Raw genomic sequence first — 20,516 nt, 5'->3', positions numbered from 1 at the left:
TTTGTTAAATTATTTATTAAAACACATATTTTATAAAATTTAACACTTTATATCGTTTTGAAGAATCATTTACTTGCAATACTTTTTTTATGGTCAATTTCTTTTTATGGCCAAATTCCTTCTTATTATAATGGAGTGGATTTATCACAAACAGGAAATGACTTATTTTTAGAAATTTCTCAAAAACTACAAAATACACATGTAGGAATTCCTTATACAGGTTCTTCTACTGATGTTTGGGACGCTTGTGACCAAGCAGATGAAGATCCCGATATTAGTTCTAATGTTATACTAATTTATGGATTTGATAATACCGATGGAACGTATTCAACAGATAGAACAAGGTTAAAAACAGAGAAGGCAGGTTCAACATATATTCCGGGAAAATGGAATAGAGAACACGTTTTTGCTAAATCATTAGCTATTCCTTCTTTTGGTACAGATGAGCCAGGGCCAGGAACTGATGTTCATAATTTAAGACCAGCTGATCAGGAACGAAATTCGGCAAGAAGTAATAATAAATTTACAGACGGTAGTGGAGATTCCGGAATTGTATCAAGTAATGGAGGGTGGTATCCAGGTGATGAATGGAAGGGAGATGTTGCCCGTATAATTATGTACATGTATGCTCGTTATAATGGCGATGGTTCAAAGGTTTCTGAAACCAAATGTTTACCTATAAATATTGGCTTTGGGGAAGGTTTAGATGAGGACCCAAATATGATTGAGTTGTTTTTAAAATGGAATGTTGAAGATCCAGTTTCTGATTTTGAAGCAAATAGAAACGAAGTTTTGGCTGGAATTCAAGGGAATAGAAATCCTTTTATAGATAATCCGTATTTAGCAACAAAAATATGGGGAGGTTTAACAGCTGAAGATAAATGGTGGTCCAATAATTCATCAGATACCGAAGCGCCAACTGCACCAGCAAATTTAGTTGCTTCAAACATAACAGAAGAAACATTTGACTTGAGTTGGGTTGCATCTACAGATAATGTAGCTGTTTATGATTATTCAATATATTTAAATGGGGTATATAATAAAACTGCAACAACAACATCAACCACTATAACTGGTTTACAAGCAACTACAACTTATAGTGTTACTATAAAGGCAAGAGATGCTAATTCAAACTATTCGGAAGAAAGTGAAGCGCTAAATGTAAGTACTTTAGAAGGTCCATTAGTTGTTTTTCAAGAAGATTTTAATAACTGTTCAGAAGTAAAATTTATTGCTTATAGTGAGGCGAGCACTAAAAATTGGGAATGTTCTCCAGTTTATGGTGAAAATAATTCTGGTTCTTATGGAATTAATGGTTATCAAGAAGCCGAGAGAAGTAAGGATTGGTTAATTACAAGTAGTTCTATTGATTTTGATGCTCAAACGGGCGAAAAACTTAGCTTTTATGCCGATGAAAAATTTGGGTCTACTCCATTAGAATTACTTTACTCTACAGAATATTCAGGTACTGGAAATCCTGGTGATTTTGAATGGATTTCTGTTCCTAATTTAAGCATTCCAATTCCAACAATTGATTCAAATGAAGTAGATGTTTTTTATAATTTTTCGGATATAGACGTAAGTTCAATCTCTGGAAAGGTTTATTTGGCTTTTAAGTATTATTCTGATGGGGAACCAACACGTTGGACAGTTGATAATTTTGAGATAGTTGCAGATCAGAATGATGATGTAGATGGTGATGGGGTTTTAAATGTTGATGATTTGTGTCCAAATACTCCAGCAGGTGAAGCTGTAAATGATGATGGTTGTTCAAACGGACAATTAGATGATGATAATGATGGTGTTCAAAATAGTGATGATTTATGCGCTGATACTCCTGCAGGCGAAGACGTAAATAGTGATGGATGTTCACAAAGTCAAATGGATGATGATAATGATGGTGTAATGAATAATAAGGATTTATGTCCAAATACTCCAGCAGGCGAAGCTGTAAATGATGATGGTTGTTCAAACGGACAATTAGATGATGATAATGATGGGGTAAAAAATAGTGATGATTTATGTGCCGATACTCCTGCAGACGAAGACGTAAATAGTGATGGATGTTCGCAAAGTCAATTAGATGATGATAATGATGGCGTAATGAATAATAAGGATTTATGTCCTGAAACTCCAGCAGGTGAAGCTGTAAATGATGATGGTTGTTCAAACGGACAATTAGATGATGATAATGATGGGGTAAAAAATAGTGATGATTTATGTGCCGATACTCCTACAGGCGAAGACGTAAATAGTGATGGATGTTCACAAAGTCAAATAGATGATGATAATGATGGTGTAATGAATAATAAGGATTTATGTCCAAATACTCCAGCAGGCGAAGCTGTAAATGATGATGGTTGTTCAAACGGACAATTAGATGATGATAATGATGGGGTAAAAAATAGTGATGATTTATGTGCCGATACTCCAACTGGGGAAGATGTAAATGATGATGGATGTTCTCAAAGTCAATTAGATGATGATAATGATGGAGTAATGAATAATATTGATGAATGTGCTAATACGCCAAATAATGAAGTAGTTAATGCAAAAGGTTGTTCTGAAAGTCAATTAGATGATGATAACGACGGAGTAATGAACAATGTTGATAGTTGTCCAAATTCTTCTGAGGGAAGTATAGTTGACGCCTCAGGTTGTTTTACGTTACCATCAAATAATTTTAAAATTGAAACTATTGATGAAACTTGTCCAGATAAAAATAATGGACAGATTTTAATTTCGGGGGAATCAAATTATACTTATGTTGCAACAGTTAATGGAACAGATTATACTTTTTCAAAAAGTTCACCTTTAAATATTTTAGATTTAGCTCCAAATTTATACGATGTTTGTATTTCAGTTGAAGGTGAAAATTATAGTCAATGTTTTAAAGTTGAGTTAATTAAGAAAGAAATAGTTTCTGGTAAAATTGAAGTCGCATCTAAAATGGCTACAATAAGTATTAAGGAAGGAACTGCACCATACAAGGTTTTAGTTAACGGGAAAGCCGAATATACAACTTCTTCTAAATCACTTAATATTGAGGTGAATAATGGAGATTTAGTGGAGGTTGAAACTTCTGTTAAATGTGAGGGTAAATTATCTAAATCAATTCAAATGGTTAATGATATTAGTTTATATCCAAATCCAACAGAAGGAAACTTTGAAATAAAGTTAGATGCAATTCATGAGAAAGTAACAGTTGAGTTATATTCAATAAATTCGCAATTAATTTGGATTGAGACATTTAATGTTTACGACGGAAAAATTAAACTTAATCTAGATAAGCTAAATGATGGAGTATATTTTGTGAAGTTAAATTTGGAGAGTCCAATTATGTTAAAAGTAATTAAGGAGTAAATTATAAAGTAATTTAATAGAGTTTAAAGAAGTTAAAATTTTGTTGTTAACCTAATGTTTCAATTTTTTATTTAGATTAATAAAGGTAATTTATGGCTTTAGTTTAAATTCTAATTGACAATTTTTATCAATAGAATTAATAAAACCCTTCTTAAAAATATATTTTTAAGAAGGGTTTTCTGATCTATTAATGAAATAAATAAGTTTAATGTTTTTATAGAGGTTAAATAAAAGGTTAATTCCTCATAATAGATTAAAATGTTTACTGTTTAAACATCTGTAAAGTGTGTTTTAACTTTAAATTATTGAAAATAAAAAACCACGCTAATTAGCGTGGTTTTTATCTTATTTAAGTTATTATATATTATTCATTTACAACCCAAGCTCCACCTTGTCTTATAAAATTTGTAATATAGTCATTCTCTCCATTATCATAGATAACATAAGTTAAACTATATTTTTGACCTTCAGGGGCAGTTGGGAAAAGATGATCCAATAAAAGACTTAACGCATAGTGGATTTGATCATCACTCCAATTGTAATCAAAATCACCATAACCAGCTAAGTTTCCAATTAAGCCAGCATATTCAGCACCAGTTAATTGAGAAGCCATATATTCATAGTCATCATTTCTTACTAAAGTATACTTAATTGTATTGTCTGGCACCCAAGTAGTTCCATCGTGTCCAAATTGTAAATTAGTTGTAATAGTAGATTGGTAACCTTTCCAAGCCCCATCTATTTTAGTATATAGATTACCACGAACTTGAGGTCCACTAGAACTTGAAACATAATTATAAACAACATCTAAAGCCTCACCTTCTTGAGCATAAGGGAATTTTAAATTTAAGAAAGTAGGTAAATAATCTTCTGCTGGAGTAGAACTTCCAAATGTTTCGATACCAATAGAAGCAAAATCAGCTTCAGATACTAAATAAAAGTTGTCTGATGGTGCAACCCATGATGTACCATTGTATACGTAGCTAGATACCATAGATTCTTTAGCACCTATTACTTCATTAGGTAAGGCATCATTTGTCATAAGAGTAGACCATGTGTTTGCAACACGTACTCCATCTATTGTAGCTGTTGGAATTCCTCCTGATTGACGAAATGCAACCGCAGAAATTGCGTTTCCAGAAGAACCAGTATTAGTTGCTTCAGGGGTTGCAGGTTCTGTAGCTTCTGCAGTGGTTAGTACATATAAATTAGATGTTCCAGTTTCAATTTCATATGAAGAAACTAAAAGATACGTTGTGTTTAAATCAAAAGCGGTTTCTCCATAAGTTAATGAACTTGAACTAGCTCCAATACCAAATAAAACTTTACCTAATCCATTATCTTTAGCTCCAACTCTTGATCTAAATTGTGCATAAGGTTGTGTGTCAGGTGCTTCCATAATATGGAAGAAATAATTTCCATTACTTACCTCACTTAAATTTACTAATGCGCTAGCGTAAACTTTTCCAGAACTTATAGTTGTAAACCCACTGTTTACATCTTCACTGTTAGAAGGTTTTATTGTAATAGATCCACCAATATCTGAAGTTGGGTAACCTGCCATTGATAAACTAGATGTAGTATAACCAACTGCTGAACTTCCTGAATGAGCACTCCAATCTGTAGTAATGCTTGTTAAATCTCCTTCTGTTGAACCATAATCAAAATTGCTTTCCAAAGAAACTTTTGGTGTAACTGTATATGCACTTCCTGTAAATTGGAAATATTTTGCAACTCTGTAATCTCCTTCTTTAGCGTTACTAATATTGCTTGCAAGTATGTCTGCTAAATAGTCTGCTGGTGTTGCGTCAGATTGAAAACCTAATAAACTACTTCCGGTAGATGTGTAATCAGCTTGATTTAATGTGTAATCTCTTGCTCCAAAAGCACTTCCAACATATAAGTTGTAGTTAACTAAAACTGAAGAACTTTTTCCCCAAGCTGGATATAGATCTGAAAGTAATGAAGGAATCATTGTTTTTGCATCGTCTTCCGAATTAAAACTACCGTAAGATAATTCCAATTCATCATAATCATCGTCGGTAAGTGTATATTCTGTATCTCCAACTATTGGATTCTCTTTAGCGTCAATAGCGGAATTTATATCGTCTAATGGCTCACAGGCTGTAAAAACAAAACCGAAAACCAGTATTAAATAAAATATTTTTTTCATAATTATATATTTTTAAAAATTAACTTTTAATCCTAAACTAAATGTTCTACCTGCACCATAATACACTTTTGCACCTTCTGCAGTGTGAAATTCACCATCATCATATGCATCAGATATATATTCAACATCAAATATATTATTCATTTTACCAGTTAACGTAGTATCTAAATTTCCAATAACAAAGTCATGTCTAAATCCTAAATCAAATAAATGATATGAAGGTAATTTCCAAGTATCCATTCTATCTTCTGTACCTCTACTAAAATCGAAATTAGCATATAAATCGCCAGCGTAATTATAATCTAAAAATACAGATGATTTTTCTAATGCTTGATAATTTAAGCCTAATGCCCAAGTAGTTTGTGCTGCATCATTAACTTTTAAATCCTTAGCGTCTACAATAATAGATCTGTACAATTCTCCATCATCAAGATAGACATCTCCTTTCACGTCGCTTTTCCATTTCCAATCTCCTAAAGACAGCATTCCATTTACCTTTAGTTTGTCGGTTAATTTATAAACAAAGTCAATTTCTATACCTTGGTGTAAAGCATCTAAACCTGTAATGTTGGTATTTAAAAATTGCCCAATATTTACTGGGTCTTGAATTCCAGGAGAGATAGATTTGTCTAACCAAGAAGTTCTATAAAGGTTTACGTTTGCGTTGAAATTCTCACTTCTATAGCCATAACCTATTTCTGCACTAAATACCTTTTCGTTTGCGGCATCTTCATTAAAATCGACAGATTCTTTATCTACAAAAACTCCACCAGTTAAAAACGGAGCTCTAGAAAAATAACCAATATTTGCAAAAACATTATTAGTTTCATCTAAGTTGTAATTTGCTCCCCCTTTTACACCGAAACCTAAAAAGTTTACATCATCTGATACTGTACCATTTGGATTCGAAGAATCATCTAAGAAACTTGATCTACCATATCTTGTGTTAGATATTGAAGAAGAAAAGAAAACAGATAAATCATCTTTACTATACTCTAATTGAGCAAAAGTACCATATCTTAAAACTCTACCTTCATAATCTCTATTGAAATGATCCCCAACTTGTAAAGGTTCGTTATAGTTATTATCATTCTTTTTAGGATTTAAATAATACTCACCTCCTAATAAATCGGTAATTTCATACCAGTGAGAACCTATATAATATCTTCCATCTAAACCTACAGATAATACTAAATTATCTGATAAATCAGTTTTTAAAGTAGATAAAATACCATACCATTCATGATTATTCATAGAAGCAGCAAAAACATCTGTAGAACCTAATGCTCCATTTGCTTTATTTTCTGCAACAATTCTGTCAAAATCTATAGGTTGGTCTATGTCTCCTAATCGATAATCATTATTTGTGAATTTACCAGAACCATCAGTTCTTCTTCCTCCACCTGTACCGAATGATGTATAAACAGCTGTTGTAATATAGGTTTTGTCAGATATTGTCCAATCATGATTTAAAGATATTTGTGGTTTATGGTAAAAATTAAACGAAATATTTTCAATTTGTCCATTTCTGTAACCCCAATCCGGGTTAAATCTTTTTCCACCTTGTTCTGTGGCTCTATTTTGAGCAATAGTTCTTGTGTTATATCTTTGTCCGTGAGTTTGTTGAGCTCCAATTACGTTAAAAGATAATTTATGATCTGCGTTTAATATTTTAGATACATTTAAAAAGTAATTAACACCACTAAATTGTGTTCCATTAACATATCCATCTCCAGATATTTTTGCAGCTGAAGCCGTAATAGCAAGTCCGTTATCCATTAATCCAGTAGATAAAGTCATTCCATATTTTTGGTAACCATCGTTACCTGTAGACATTGTTATATTACCACCTGTTTCTGCATCAGTAGATTTAGATATAATATTAATTGTTCCTCCAATAGAAGGTACGGCTACTTTTGAAGCTCCTAAACCTCTTTGAACCTGCATAGCACTGGTAACATCAGATAAACCTGCCCAGTTACTCCAGTAAACAGCTCCACTTTCCATATCGTTAACAGGAACTCCATTAATCATAACAGCTACATTTTCAGAACTAAATCCACGTAAATTTATTCTTGAGTCTCCATAACCACCACCTTGTTTTGTAGCATATACACCAGGAGTTGATTTCAAGATTTCAGGAAATTCCTGAGTTCCTAATTTCATTTCAATTGCTTCGGCTCTAATTGTAGATACGGCAACCGGTGTTTTTCTGTCAATTGCAAATGATGTTGCAGTAATAACAATTTCGTCTAAAGATTCAGCAGAAGGTTTTAAAAAAATTGAACCTAATTTGGTGGTTCCGCTAAATTTTACTTCTTTAGATTCATAGCCAACAAATGAAACTACTATTGTTCCACTTGCAATAGAAGAATCAAAGCTGAAATTTCCATCAAAATCTGTTGTTGTTCCAGTACTAGAACCTTTAACAATAATTGAAGCGCCTGGTAAAGGTTGGTTTGTTTCGTCAACTACCTTACCCGAAAGTTTTGTTTGTGCATAAATGATAGATGTTGAAATTAACATAACTACCACAAGCCAATTTTTAAAATTTCCCATTTTGTAATTTGAATTAATATTGAATTGATTGATTTTATTCGTCAGCAAAACTGATGATTATTAGTAAAAGTTACTTTATCTAAATGTTAATTTTAGATAAATTTTAACAATTTTTAACATTTTTTAAAAGTAGTAATAATCACTTTTAATATGGACATACCTTATAACTAAATATAAACAGTTTATTAACAGATGTTTTAAATTATATTAAGTTGCGTTTTAAATGTTAAAAAAAATTAACATTTTATATGAATTTAGAATGTTGTATTTATGATTTCTAAGCTAAAACCTTTATAAAAAATAAAAACAGTATAAATTAAACGAGGCTTCAGAAATTTTTCGGAAGCCTCGTTTTGCATTTACAATTAAACAGTTTATTTATTTTGAAGAAATTTATTTGCCAATTCTTTCCCTAGCTCAACCCCAAATTGGTCAAAACTAAAGATATTCCAAATAATTCCTTGGACAAATATTTTATGTTCATAGAAAGCAATTAGACTACCTAAAGTTTTAGGGGTTAATTTTTCAATTAAAATTGTTGTACTTGGTTTATTTCCATCAAAAACTTTAAATGGTAATAATGTTTCAATTTCGTCAATTTTACCTTGAGTTTTTAAATCTAAATGTACTTCTTCTTTTGTTTTACCTTCTGCCAATGCTTGTGTTTGAGCAAAAAAGTTAGCCATTAACTTAGTATGGTGATTGTCATCTCCATAAAGTGAATTTTTAAATCCAATAAAATCAGCTGGAATTAATTTAGTACCTTGGTGTAATAGCTGCATAAAAGCATGTTGCGAGTTTGAACCTGGAGCTCCCCAAATAATATTACCTGTTTGGTAATTAATTTTATTCCCATTTCTATCAACACTTTTTCCATTACTTTCCATAATAGCTTGTTGTAAATAAGGAGCCAATTTGCTTAAATATTGAGAATAAGGTAAAATAACTTCTGTTTCACAATTAAAAAAGTTTGTGTACCAAATGCCAATTAAACTTAAGACAACTGGAGCGTTGTTTTCAAATGGGGTATTTTTAAAATGTTCGTCCATTTCAAAAGCGCCTACTAACAATTCGTTAAAGTTTTTAAAACCAACTGCCAAACTAATTGATAAACCTACAGCACTCCATAATGAGAAACGTCCACCAACCCAATCCCACATTGGGAAAATGTTATCATTATCAATTCCAAATTCACTTACGTTTTTTAGATTTGTTGACACTGCAACAAAATGCTTTGCAACATCTTGTGAAGATGCCGATTCTAAAAACCATTTTTTAATAGTAGTTGCATTTGTAAGAGTTTCTTGGGTGGTAAATGTTTTTGAAACAATAACAAATAGTGTAGTTTCTGGATTTAAATTTTTAATTACTTCTTGTACGTGATCTCCATCTATGTTCGATACAAAATGAACATTTAAATGGTTTTTGTAGTATTTCAATGACTCAACAACCATATCTGGACCTAAATCCGAACCTCCAATACCAATATTTACAACATCGGTAATTGACTTATTTGTATACCCTTTCCAATCGCCAGAAACAACTTTGTTAGTAAAACCTTCAATTTTATTTAAAGCAGCTTTAATTTCGGGTAAAACATTTTTACCTTCAACTAAAACTTCGTTATTTAATTGTGTACGAAGTGCAGTGTGTAACACGGCTCTTTTTTCTGTTTGATTAATTTTTTCTCCAGAAAAATATGAATCCATAGCGCTTTTTAAATCTACTTCATTTGCAAGTTCAAAAAGGTACCCTAAGGTTTCTTCTGATATTCTGTTTTTAGAATAATCAAATTCAAAATCATTAAAATTGATTGTAAACTTATCTTTTCGGTTGTTGTCTGAATTAAATAATGATTTTATATGTTCATCTTTAATCTCATTATAGTGGTTTGTGAGTTTTTGCCACGCTTTTGTTTCTGTTGGATTTACATTTTTCATTTTAAAAAAATATTATGATTCTAATTCTTCTTCAGGTATACTAATTTCGTTTTCTAATATTGGGTACTTTATATTATCCAAATCTCTTTTTATTGGTTCAATAAAATTAAAGAATGTTGGTTTTATATTCTCTTTCATAGGTTCAGCTGCTGGTAGCTTTTGTTTTAAAGGATCTACTTGTGCGCCGTTTTTCCAGAAACGATAACATACATGAGGTCCACTTGTATTACCAGTCATTCCAATATAACCAATTATATCGCCTTGTTTTACAACTTGGCCTACTTTAACAGCTCTTTTGCTCATATGCAAATACTGTGTACTGTACGTTCCATTATGTCTAATTTTTACATAATTTCCATTTCCTCCTTTGCGAGCAGATTCAGTTACTGTACCGTTAGCCGTTGCCATAATTGGAGTTCCAACTGGTGCGGCAAAATCGGTTCCTTTATGTGGTCTAATTTTATTTCCATAAAAAGCAATTCTTCTTCGCAAATTATATCGAGAAGAAATTCTGCTAAATTTTACTGGCATTTTTAAGAATTGTCTGCGTAAATTTGTAGCTTCTTCATCAAAATAATCAGGAATATTTAATATGGAATCAGGTACAAATTTAAAGGCGTAAAAAGGTTTTCCACCGTGTTCAAAAAGCGCTGCTTTTACATCACCAATTCCAACAGGAACTGTATCATTTATATAAAGTTGTTCGTAAATTAATTTAAATTTATCTCCTTTCTGAAGTCTGGAAAAATCAATTGTCCAGGCGTAAATGTCATCAGCCATTTTGTAAGTTAAATAAGAACTAAGCCCTTGGCTTTCGATGGCTTCAGATAAGTGATTTGTAATTATTCCTGAGGCAGTTTTAAGTTCTGCAGTAACAGGTTTTTTTCCGTTGTACGCGGCAATTATTGAGTCTTTAAAATCTACAACGGTATATCTTACTTTTGAATGTTTGTAGATAAATACCTCTGCTTTTTCTGTTGAATCCTTTTTAGCTAAAATAGTATAAGGGATACCACTTTTAATTTTTCGGACATTAAAAGAATCTCTTATTTTATTTACAATTTCAAGAACTTTAGGATAATCTATATGATTTCTGTCTAAAATTTCACTAAAATTTTCGCCTGGTTTTATGGTATCGTTAATTACTTTAAAGTTATTTAAATTAAATCCAAATTCATAGATGTCTTTTGGTAATTCAGGCTTTAGAGCTACTGATATTGGTTTATCTTCCTTGCAAGATATTATTAATAGAATTGATAATAATATGAATAGTTTTTTCAAAGGATTTGTATTTACGAATTAATGGTTCAAAAAATAAAACGCAAAAGTACAATTTAATTGTCAAAAATAATGTTAAAAGGGTGCGCTAATCCTTTAAAAGCATCTAAATCTGCTCTTAACGAACCAACGGCAAGCGAAGCTTTAATTTTAAGCGGAATTTTATTGTCGTCATCACTAACCCAAATTGTAACACTTTCTTGCTCTTTAAAAACTCTTCCGGCTTGAACCATTGGTCTAAATGCAAGTGTTTTAATTTTTCCAAACTTAGTTTTGATTATTTCTCTGCCTAAAAATTGAAGTTTAAAGTTGTTAATTTCTTGATCAAAAAACATTTGTAATTGCAATTCTTGACCTTCTTCAAGACTATTTAGATTTTGATTTCTTAGGCAATATAAAGATGATAAAATATCCTGAATTTCATCACTAATAGGATGCTTACTTTCTGTGTTATGTTTGTAATTTTTTACAGTTGCTTCCTTTTTATCATAGTCAAAAAATATTTCTTTATCTTTTGTGTAACCTCCTTCATCAATTTTTCTAATAAACCTGTATGGTTTTAAAGATTCTTTGTAAATAAAAGTTTGATAGTCGTCTTTCACTTTGAAAAATAAACTTACTAACCCAGTTGATTTTCCGGTTCCGGTAATATGGAAAGCCTCTTTACCTTTATTTGAAGTATTTTTTACTGAAATTGTGGAGTAACCTGCATTCAAAAAATTACTATAACTCATTCTAAATTTTAACCATTCACCATTTTGAAAGGCCATTTTTTTAGATGGGGTATGTTCAATTTTAACAGATTGACTAAATGAAGCTATTGAAATGAGCAAGAAAAATATGTATATATGTTTTTTCATTTTAAAGTTTCGAATGATTGTTATAAAAAATACAACTATTGTTCCAAAAATAATAAAAGCTAAACATTTTAAAGTTAAGCTTTTATTAAAACACAAAAAATTAAAAAAATTAATAGTGTAAATATTTCAAATTTGAGTTAAAAAGTAATCCCATTTATTTCAATAACTCTTTTTATTTGAGGGGCATATTTTTTAATAGTTGCCTCAACTCCATTTTTCAAAGTCATTTGGTTTACAGAACAACCTAAACAAGCACCTTCAAGTTGTACACTAACAGTATCGTCAGTTATTTCAACTAATTTTATATTCCCGCCATCTGCTTCTAAATAGGGTCTTATTTCTTGTAAAGCAGTTTCTACTTTAATTTTAAGTTCTTCCGAATTCATATTTTATTTAGTGCTACATCCACTCATTGTGGTAATTCTTACTATATCTGTTGGAGGTAAATCTTTATTTCTTTTCACCAACTGAGCTAAAGTGTTTTTAGTAATTTCTGAAAAAGCATTTTCTAGCGGTGTATTTTCTTGAAGTGCTACTGGATGACCAACATCTCCTGCTTCACGAATGCTTTGAACCAATGGAACTTCACCTAAAAATGCTGTTTCAATATCTTCTGCTAAATTTTTTGCACCATCTTTTCCAAAGATATAATATTTATTATCAGGAAGTTCAGCAGGTGTAAAATAACTCATATTTTCAACAATTCCCAAAACAGGGACATTAATGTTTTCTTGTTGGAACATAGCTACTCCTTTTTTTGCATCGGCCAGTGCAATATTTTGAGGTGTACTAACAATTACTGCTCCTGTTACAGGTACAGATTGTACAATTGATAAATGAATATCACCTGTTCCTGGAGGTAAATCAATTAATAAAAAGTCTAATTCTCCCCAGTGTGCATCAAATATCATTTGATTTAAAGCTTTTGAGGCCATTGCACCTCTCCAAATTACAGCTTGATTTGCATCAGTAAAAAAACCTAGCGATAGAATTTTAACTCCATAACTTTCTATTGGTTGCATTTTAGAGCGACCATCAATTTCAACTGATAATGGTCGTGCATTTGCAACATCAAACATTAAGTGTGTTGAAGGTCCGTAAACATCTGCATCTAAAATACCTACGCTAAATCCCATTTTTTGTAACGAAATTGCCATATTTGATGTAATGGTAGATTTTCCGACGCCTCCCTTTCCAGAAGCAATTGCAATAATATTTTTTATTCCAGGTACTTTTGGTTTTTCTGGCTTAAATTCTTCGTTCTTGGCATTAGAAGTTACGTTAACTTTTACGTCAATTTTTTGGTCAACATGCTCATGAATAGCCTTCATAATTTCAACTTCAACTTTCTTTTTTGCTTGTAAAGTAGGATTGCCAATGGTAACTTCAACAATAACTTCTTTATCGAAAATTACTATGTTTTTAATAGCTTCGCTTTCTACTAAACTTTTACCTTCACCAGGAGCTGTAATAGTTTCTAATGCTTTTAGTATATCTTGTTTATTAAATGTCATGTCTTTTATATAAAATCATTCTAAACAACAAATATACATATTCCTATTGATATATAAAGTTAAAAAATGTTACATAAAGCAATGTAAAATTACAGGGTAATTAATGTTGTTGTGCAAGTGAAATTTTAAAGCTAGTTTAATTCTTTAAGAGGATCCCAAAAAATAGCTTCAAAATTTTGAATTTGATTATCAATTATTATTACTCCTTCACTTTCTAATAATTGTTGCATAAGATTTGTGCCATCAAAATGATGCTTTCCTGTTAGTAATCCTTTGCGGTTTACAACTCTATGTGCGGGTATTTCTTCTAGGTTGTGTGAAGCGTTCATAGCCCAACCAACCATTCGAGCCGATCGTGCAGCGCCTAAATATTTTGCAATTGCACCATAACTTGTTACTCTTCCAAATGGAATTAATTTCGCAATAGAATAAACTTTTTGAAAGAAATTTTTATTTTCCATTCGTTAAAAATAGGAATTAATAACGAATTTTAAATTTGATATAAGTTATAGGCTTATTAACCTCTAAATATTGACTTTCGTAAAATGTTTGTGTTGAAGTTACCTCTTCTGGTGCATGATAATTTTTGTAAATATCATGATGAGCATACAAAACTTCATGTCCTGCACCATGTAATAAACCTAAGGTATAACCGTGCATAAATTCGCTATCGGTTTTTAGGTTTACAACTCCTTCAGGTTTTAAAACTTTATGGTATTTTTTTAGAAATTCAGCATTGGTCATTCTATGCTTTGTTCTTTGATATTTTATTTGAGGATCGGGGAAGGTTATCCAAATTTCTTGTACTTCATTTTCGGCAAAAATTAAGTCCACCAATTCAATTTGTGTACGAATAAAAGCAACGTTTGTTAATTTCTCCTCTAAAGCCGTTTTAGCTCCACGCCAAAAACGGGCACCTTTTATATCAATACCTATATAATTTATTTTTGGATTTTTTCGTGCTAAAGCAATAGTGTATTCGCCTTTTCCGCACCCAAGCTCTAAAACAATAGGATTGTTGTTGTTAAAAAAAGTATTCCAATTGCCTTTTTTTGAAAAGCCTTCTGTAACTTCTTTTCTTGTAGGTTGAATTACATTAGCAAACGTTTCGTTTTCACGAAATCTTTTAAGTTTATTTTTGCTTCCCAAAGGTTATTTGTTTTAAAACAGGTAGATTGATGAATTTAAACGAATAATTATTCGTTTCCAGCTTTTTTATATTTTCTAATTTCACCTATCCAATAAAAGAATGCAATAAATGTAATTACAATAAAAATCCAACTTATGGTGTTCTGTGCCCACCAGTTATCCATTGCTCTTACACTGTGGTAAGGCGCAAATAAAACGTTTGTAAAAAAATCACCTATCGCTTTAAAAATATTGTTTGCAATCATTTCTTAATTATATTTACAGGCAAAAGTATGAAATATAGTAATGATAGCAAATTTTTTTAATAAAACTAAACCCGTAATAGTTGTTAATTTATTAATACTATTTACAATACTGTACTTGTTATCTAACTTTTTAACTCAAAATATTGAATTATCTTTAATTTCAATTGCTTCAAAAATTGGATTATTATTTGGCTTTATTTTTATGCTTTTTGTTGTTAATTTTATTTTGAGGAAAAATAATTTAACCGAAGATAATTCTTATTCTTTGTTGATATTTATTCTGTTTTTAAGTTCATTTAATGAAACTTTTTATTCCGAAAAGTTATTTTTTTCAAATTTATTTTTATTGTTTGCTTTTAGAAAAATATATAGTTTAAATTCTGGTTTTAATACCATACAAAAACTTTTTGATGCGGGACTTTGGATTGGTTTGTCAACTTTAATTTACCAATGGAGTGTTCTGTTTTTTTTATTGATTTATTTAGCAATGTTTATTTATAGAAATATAAATTTTAAGAATTTGTTTGTTCCTATCTTAGGTTTTATTTCACCTGTAATTATTTTTTTTACCTATCATTTTTATAATGATAATTTAAATGTGTTTTATTCCAGTTTTAATTTCGAATATGGGTTGGATTTTCAAAATTATAATTCATTGAAAATTTTAATACCCTTAACATTGTTAATTACTCTTTTAATTTGGTGTATTATTAATTTAATTCCAAAAATTGTACTAACTAGTAAAAACTTTAAAGCAGCTTGGCAAATATTAATAATTCATTTAATAATTTCTATAATTATAATAATTGCTGCTCCATTAAAAAATGGTTCAGAACTTTTTTTTATTTTTTTGCCAGCAGCAATTGTAATTACAAATTATTTACAGAAAACAACATCTAATATTTTTAAAAATATGATATTGTATTTTATTCTTGTAGTAGCTTTGGGAGTATATTTTTTATAATTTAACTCCGTATGCTAAATCTCCAGCATCTCCTAAGCCAGGGACAATATATCCTTTATCGTTTAATTTTTCATCTACAGTAGCAATCCATAATTTACTTTCTTTCGGCAAATGTTTTTGAATTAAATCAATACCTTCATTTGAACCAATTACACAAGCAACATGAATTTCTTTTGGAGTGCCATGTTTTTTTAAGGCTTCAAAAACACTAATTAATGATTGACCCGTTGCAAGCATTGGATCTGCCAAAATTAACGTTTTACCTTCTAAACTAGGAGAAGCAAAATATTCAACTTTAATTTCAAATTCATGTTCATTAATATGTTTTCTATAAGCAGAAATAAATGCATTCTCAGCTTGGTCGAAATAGTTTAATAAACCATTGTGAAGTGGCAAACCAGCACGTAAAATTGAACAAAGAACAACATCTTTTTTAGGTGTATCTATTTGTTTTGTGCCAAGTGGGGTAATTGTTTCAAGTTTCTCATAATTTAATGATTGACTTAATTCATAGGCTATAACTTCTCCAATTCTTTCAATGTTTCGTCTAAAACGCATGGAGTCTTTTTGAATTGCTTTATCTCTTATCTCAGCAATAAATTTATTTAAAATTGATTTTTTTGTATCTAAAATGTTGACAATCATAATTAAGTATTTGCGGCAAAAATAAAACTTTAAAATGAGATAGTTTATTATTGGTTTGGTTTAATTTTTGTATATTTCAAATTGAATTATAAAACAATTAATTAATTTTAAAAAAAGAAAAAGAGATGGGATTATTTTCATTTATTAAAAATGCCGGAGCAAAAGTTTTTGGTATTGGAAAAACAACAGAAGAAGAAGCAGCGGAAGCTGCAATGGAAGCTGCTGAATTAGCAAAATTAAAGGCAGGTAAATTAGCAAATGCAGTTGAAACTTTAGGTTTTGAAGTAATAGACTTAAATATTGAAGTTGATGGCGACAATGCAACAATTTGGGGACAAGCAAGTTCACAAGAAACAAAAGAAAAAGTAATTTTAGTGGTAGGCAATACTGAAGGTATTGCTACTGTAGATGATAGAATGACTGTTGAAGTTGAAGAACCAGAAGCACAATTTCATACCGTTGTTAAAGGTGATTATTTAAGTAAAATTGCAAAAAAATATTATGGTGATGCTATGAAGTACCCAGTTATTTTTGAAGCAAATAAACCAATGCTAACAGATCCGGATAAAATTTATCCAGGGCAAGTTCTTAGAATACCTGCTTTAGATTAAAAATAAAGGCTTGCATTATGCAAGCCTTTATTTTTACCCATTACTTTTTATATAATTCTATTACTATTAATTTTATTAATAATTCTTCACATAATTAATAGGTATTTAAGTGCATAACATTTTAAAAAAAACAATAGGTTTTAATAAGTGTATTGAACTCTTTTTGTTTAAAATACAGATTGCAAGCGGATAAAATAGTCCGTTTCTAATAAAATGCATTAAATTTGCCTAAATTTTTACATTAGATGATACAATCAATGACAGGATACGGTAAATCCGTATTGCAATTGCCAACAAAAAAAATTACGATTGAACTAAAATCGTTGAACAGCAAAAATTTGGATTTAAATGTGCGTATTCCGCAATATTACAGAGAAAAGGAATTAGCAATACGTAAAAAACTAGCTTCATCTTTAGAAAGAGGGAAAATAGATTTTTCTATTTATATTGAAAGCAATGGAGGAGAACTTTCATCTAATATAAATGAAAGTGTTATAAGGGAATACATGAAGCAATTGAAAAATGTTGTGGATTCTGATGAAATTGAATTGCTAAAAATGGCTATTAAATTGCCCGATTCCTTAAAGCAGGAACGTGAAGAATTAGACGAGCAAGAATGGCTTAAAATAGAAAAAACAATTGAGGAAACAACTACCAAAATTAACGAATATAGACTTGATGAAGGGAAAGTTTTAAAGAAAGATTTTGAACTTAGAATTTTAAACATAAAAAATTTATTAGATAAAGTTATTGAGATTGACCCTCAAAGAGTAATTCAAGTAAAAGAGAAATTAAGAAAAGCTGTTGCTGAATTAGAAACCAAAATAGATGAAAATAGATTTGAACAAGAACTTATTTATTACATCGAAAAGTTGGATATCACAGAGGAGAAAGTTCGTTTAAAAAATCATTTAGAATATTTTTTAAAAGCATTAAATTCCTCAGATTCAAATGGTAAAAAACTTGGTTTTATTACCCAAGAAATTGGAAGAGAAATTAATACAATAGGTTCAAAATCGAATTTTGCCGAAATGCAAAAATTTGTTGTGCAAATGAAAGATGAGCTAGAGAAAATAAAAGAACAAAATTTAAACGTATTATAATTGTGAATAAAGAAGGAAAACTTATAGTTTTTTCAGCACCTTCAGGATCTGGTAAAACAACAATTGTACATCATTTATTAAAGCAAGAAAAATTAAATTTAGATTTTTCAATATCAGCAACTTCTCGAAAGCCAAGAGGTGCTGAAATAAATGGTAAAGATTATTATTTTATTTCTGATGTTCAATTTAGAAAACATATAAAAAATGATGATTTTATTGAATTTGAAGAAGTTTATACTAATAATTATTACGGAACCTTAAAAAGTGAAGTTGAGCGTATTTGGAGTGAAGGAAAGCATGTAATTTTTGATATAGATGTTATTGGAGGATTAAATATAAAGCAAAAATTTCCCGAACAAACTTTAGCGGTTTTTGTACAACCACCTTCCATTAAAGAGATGGAACGCCGATTAAGAGGCAGAAAAACCGATAGCGAAGAAAAAATAAAGGAACGCGTAGCAAAAGCCGAAAAAGAAATGCAATTTTCAAAAGATTTCGATGTTATATTGGTAAATGATGATTTGGAAGTGGCAAAAAAAACAGCCTATACTTTAGTTGAAAAATTTACGAAATAAATGAAAATAGGATTATTTTTTGGCACTTTTAATCCAATACACGTGGGGCATATGATTATTGCAAATTATATGGCCGAATTTTCCGATTTAGACGAAGTTTGGTTCGTTATTACACCTTTAAGCCCGTTTAAACAAAAAAAATCGTTGTTAGATAATATTCATAGATTAGCTATAGCAAATATAGCCGTGGAAAATTATCCTAAATTAAAAACTTCCGATATTGAATTTAAATTGCCACAGCCAAATTACACTGTTAATTCTTTAATTCATTTAGAAGAAAAATATCCAAATCATCAATTTTGTTTAATTATGGGCGAGGATAATTTAAAAGGGTTTCATAAATGGAAAAATTATGAATCAATACTCGAAAATTATGAATTATATGTATATCCACGAATTTCAAATGGTGAAACCGAAAGTGATTTGTTAAAGCATCCAAAAATTCATAGAGTTAATGCGCCTATTGTACAAATATCATCTACATTTATTAGAAAGGGTATTAAAGATAAAAAAGATATAAGTACAATGCTTCCTGCCGATGTTTGGAAATATGTAGACGAAATGAATTTTTATAAGTAGAGATTTTAGCTAAGTTTTAACACTTTAAGTATATAGTTAAAAAAATAATCTCATAAAAATTCGTTGTATATTTGTGTATTGAACTAATATGACAAAAAAACCTGGAATAAAACAAAAATTTAGACAAAAGCTTATAAATAAATACCGTCTTGTAGTTTTAAATGAAGATACTTTTGAAGAAAAAATATCATTTAAATTAACAAGATTAAATGTGTTTATTTTGGGCGGGTTGTTTTCAATTCTTCTAATTGTTGGAACTATTTTTTTAATTGCTTTTACGCAATTAAGAGAATATATTCCTGGGTATTCTTCAACAAAATTAAAAAAAGAAGCTACACAATTAATTTATAAAGCAGATTCTCTTGAACAAGTTATTGAGGTAAATAATCTGTATTTACAAAAAGTAAGAGATTTATTAACAGGAGAAATATCTGAAGTTCAATTCGATAAAGATTCTGTATTACAAACAATTCAATACGATAAAGATACATTAAATTTAGTGCCTTCTCAAGCAGAATTGGAATTTAGATTAGATGTTGAAAGTGAAGACCGATATAGTATTTTTAACAAAGCAACAAAAGGATCCGATATTGTATTTTTTGCCCCAGTTGCAGGAACATTAACCGATGGTTATAATGAAAAAAACAAACATTTTGCGGTTGATATAGCAGTAGAATTAGGAACACCTGTTAAGTCCGTTGCTGATGGAACTGTGCTTTTTGCGGCTTGGACGCCAGAAACTGGACATGTTATTATAGTTAAACATTCTGGAGGATTTACTTCAATTTACAAGCATAATACATCACTGCATAAAGAACAAGGAGACTTAGTAAAATCTGGCGAAGTTATTGCTTCTGCCGGAAATTCGGGAGAGTATAGTACTGGACCTCATTTACATTTTGAACTTTGGAATGAAGGTTATCCAGTAAACCCAATTAATTATATAGATTTTGAATAA

Annotated in this window: 18 protein-coding genes; 7 read left to right on the top strand and 11 right to left on the bottom strand. The window is 30.2% G+C overall.

The genetic code is table 11. The features are described 5' to 3' along the window. Positions 1–57 precede the first annotated feature (57 nt). Positions 58–3,363, top strand: a complete 3,306-nt coding sequence (locus tag Q0776_RS01620) for an endonuclease (RefSeq protein WP_298364072.1) — start codon at positions 58–60, stop codon at positions 3,361–3,363. 364 nt (positions 3,364–3,727) lie between these two features. Here Q0776_RS01620 and Q0776_RS01615 read toward each other — a convergent pair whose 3' ends face one another. From Q0776_RS01615 to Q0776_RS01570, 10 genes are all read right to left on the bottom strand, one after another. After that, positions 3,728–5,536 (bottom strand): hypothetical protein, encoded by a 1,809-nt coding sequence (locus Q0776_RS01615; RefSeq protein ID WP_298364068.1) that lies wholly within the window; start codon positions 5,534–5,536, stop codon positions 3,728–3,730. 12 nt (positions 5,537–5,548) lie between these two features. After that, positions 5,549–8,095, bottom strand: a complete 2,547-nt coding sequence (locus Q0776_RS01610; protein WP_298364065.1) for a carboxypeptidase-like regulatory domain-containing protein — start codon at positions 8,093–8,095, stop codon at positions 5,549–5,551. Positions 8,096–8,469: 374 nt separating this feature from the next. Next, entirely contained in the window at positions 8,470–10,035 is a 1,566-nt protein-coding gene (gene pgi, locus Q0776_RS01605) for a glucose-6-phosphate isomerase (RefSeq protein WP_298364062.1), read from the bottom strand. A gap of 12 nt (positions 10,036–10,047) precedes the next feature. Beyond that, the gene (locus tag Q0776_RS01600; RefSeq protein WP_298364060.1) at positions 10,048–11,316 is read right to left on the bottom strand and encodes a peptidoglycan DD-metalloendopeptidase family protein; all 1,269 of its coding nucleotides are present in this window, start codon (positions 11,314–11,316) and stop codon (positions 10,048–10,050) included. 53 nt (positions 11,317–11,369) lie between these two features. Beyond that, a complete protein-coding gene (locus Q0776_RS01595) occupies positions 11,370–12,173 on the bottom strand; it encodes a DUF3108 domain-containing protein (RefSeq protein ID WP_298364058.1) in 804 nt (267 codons plus the stop codon). Positions 12,174–12,310: 137 nt separating this feature from the next. Further along, a complete protein-coding gene (locus Q0776_RS01590; RefSeq protein ID WP_298364055.1) occupies positions 12,311–12,559 on the bottom strand; it encodes a NifU family protein in 249 nt (82 codons plus the stop codon). 3 nt (positions 12,560–12,562) lie between these two features. Further along, entirely contained in the window at positions 12,563–13,687 is a 1,125-nt protein-coding gene (locus tag Q0776_RS01585) for an Mrp/NBP35 family ATP-binding protein (protein ID WP_298364052.1), read from the bottom strand. Positions 13,688–13,818: 131 nt separating this feature from the next. After that, the gene (locus Q0776_RS01580; RefSeq protein WP_298364049.1) at positions 13,819–14,148 is read right to left on the bottom strand and encodes an MGMT family protein; all 330 of its coding nucleotides are present in this window, start codon (positions 14,146–14,148) and stop codon (positions 13,819–13,821) included. A 16-nt stretch (positions 14,149–14,164) separates the two neighbouring features. Then, complete coding sequence (gene trmB, locus Q0776_RS01575; protein WP_298364046.1) at positions 14,165–14,836, bottom strand: tRNA (guanosine(46)-N7)-methyltransferase TrmB; 672 nt, start codon at positions 14,834–14,836, stop codon at positions 14,165–14,167. Between the two features lie 47 nt (positions 14,837–14,883). Continuing rightward, entirely contained in the window at positions 14,884–15,081 is a 198-nt protein-coding gene (locus tag Q0776_RS01570) for a uracil phosphoribosyltransferase (RefSeq protein WP_298364044.1), read from the bottom strand. A 40-nt stretch (positions 15,082–15,121) separates the two neighbouring features. On the opposite strand from Q0776_RS01570, the gene Q0776_RS01565 reads away from it, so the two are divergent. Next, positions 15,122–16,045, top strand: coding sequence for a DUF6427 family protein (locus Q0776_RS01565; RefSeq protein ID WP_298364041.1), 924 nt, complete (start codon positions 15,122–15,124; stop codon positions 16,043–16,045). On the opposite strand, the gene upp is transcribed toward Q0776_RS01565, so the two are convergent. Next, positions 16,040–16,690 carry a uracil phosphoribosyltransferase gene (gene upp, locus Q0776_RS01560; protein WP_298364038.1) on the bottom strand — a complete coding sequence of 217 codons (651 nt, stop codon included), beginning with the start codon at positions 16,688–16,690 and terminating at the stop codon, positions 16,040–16,042. The genes Q0776_RS01565 and upp overlap by 6 nt on opposite strands. 125 nt (positions 16,691–16,815) lie before the next feature. Here upp and lysM point away from each other — a divergent pair, with 125 nt between their 5' ends. From lysM to Q0776_RS01535, 5 genes are all read left to right on the top strand, one after another. After that, on the top strand, positions 16,816–17,301 hold the full coding sequence (gene lysM, locus Q0776_RS01555; protein ID WP_298364035.1) for a peptidoglycan-binding protein LysM: 486 nt from the start codon (positions 16,816–16,818) through the stop codon (positions 17,299–17,301). Between the two features lie 245 nt (positions 17,302–17,546). Beyond that, the gene (locus Q0776_RS01550; protein ID WP_298364032.1) at positions 17,547–18,404 is read left to right on the top strand and encodes a YicC/YloC family endoribonuclease; all 858 of its coding nucleotides are present in this window, start codon (positions 17,547–17,549) and stop codon (positions 18,402–18,404) included. Positions 18,405–18,406: 2 nt separating this feature from the next. Continuing rightward, complete coding sequence (gene gmk, locus Q0776_RS01545) at positions 18,407–18,979, top strand: guanylate kinase (RefSeq protein ID WP_298364006.1); 573 nt, start codon at positions 18,407–18,409, stop codon at positions 18,977–18,979. Next, complete coding sequence (gene nadD, locus Q0776_RS01540; RefSeq protein WP_298363998.1) at positions 18,980–19,558, top strand: nicotinate (nicotinamide) nucleotide adenylyltransferase; 579 nt, start codon at positions 18,980–18,982, stop codon at positions 19,556–19,558. An 88-nt stretch (positions 19,559–19,646) separates the two neighbouring features. After that, positions 19,647–20,516: a M23 family metallopeptidase gene (locus Q0776_RS01535; protein ID WP_298363996.1), complete on the top strand. Its 870-nt coding sequence runs from the start codon at positions 19,647–19,649 to the stop codon at positions 20,514–20,516.

The sequence above is a fragment of the uncultured Lutibacter sp. genome (genome assembly GCF_947495725.1).
Classification (GTDB): Bacteria; Bacteroidota; Bacteroidia; order Flavobacteriales; family Flavobacteriaceae; genus Lutibacter.
This window is presented reverse-complemented; position numbering and strand designations above follow the sequence as displayed.

What these genes read in the sequence shown, in the direction of transcription:
- Q0776_RS01615 (WP_298364068.1), bottom strand. Translation starts at nt 5,536, where the DNA reads ATGAAAAAAATATTTTATTTAATACTGGTTTTCGGTTTTGTTTTTACA.
- Q0776_RS01610 (WP_298364065.1), bottom strand. Translation starts at nt 8,095, where the DNA reads ATGGGAAATTTTAAAAATTGGCTTGTGGTAGTTATGTTAATTTCAACA.
- pgi (WP_298364062.1), bottom strand. Translation starts at nt 10,035, where the DNA reads ATGAAAAATGTAAATCCAACAGAAACAAAAGCGTGGCAAAAACTCACA.
- Q0776_RS01595 (WP_298364058.1), bottom strand. Translation starts at nt 12,173, where the DNA reads ATGAAAAAACATATATACATATTTTTCTTGCTCATTTCAATAGCTTCA.
- Q0776_RS01590 (WP_298364055.1), bottom strand. Translation starts at nt 12,559, where the DNA reads ATGAATTCGGAAGAACTTAAAATTAAAGTAGAAACTGCTTTACAAGAA.
- Q0776_RS01585 (WP_298364052.1), bottom strand. Translation starts at nt 13,687, where the DNA reads ATGACATTTAATAAACAAGATATACTAAAAGCATTAGAAACTATTACA.
- Q0776_RS01580 (WP_298364049.1), bottom strand. Translation starts at nt 14,148, where the DNA reads ATGGAAAATAAAAATTTCTTTCAAAAAGTTTATTCTATTGCGAAATTA.
- Q0776_RS01570 (WP_298364044.1), bottom strand. Translation starts at nt 15,081, where the DNA reads ATGATTGCAAACAATATTTTTAAAGCGATAGGTGATTTTTTTACAAAC.
- Q0776_RS01565 (WP_298364041.1), top strand. Translation starts at nt 15,122, where the DNA reads ATGATAGCAAATTTTTTTAATAAAACTAAACCCGTAATAGTTGTTAAT.
- upp (WP_298364038.1), bottom strand. Translation starts at nt 16,690, where the DNA reads ATGATTGTCAACATTTTAGATACAAAAAAATCAATTTTAAATAAATTT.
- lysM (WP_298364035.1), top strand. Translation starts at nt 16,816, where the DNA reads ATGGGATTATTTTCATTTATTAAAAATGCCGGAGCAAAAGTTTTTGGT.
- Q0776_RS01550 (WP_298364032.1), top strand. Translation starts at nt 17,547, where the DNA reads ATGATACAATCAATGACAGGATACGGTAAATCCGTATTGCAATTGCCA.
- nadD (WP_298363998.1), top strand. Translation starts at nt 18,980, where the DNA reads ATGAAAATAGGATTATTTTTTGGCACTTTTAATCCAATACACGTGGGG.
- Q0776_RS01535 (WP_298363996.1), top strand. Translation starts at nt 19,647, where the DNA reads ATGACAAAAAAACCTGGAATAAAACAAAAATTTAGACAAAAGCTTATA.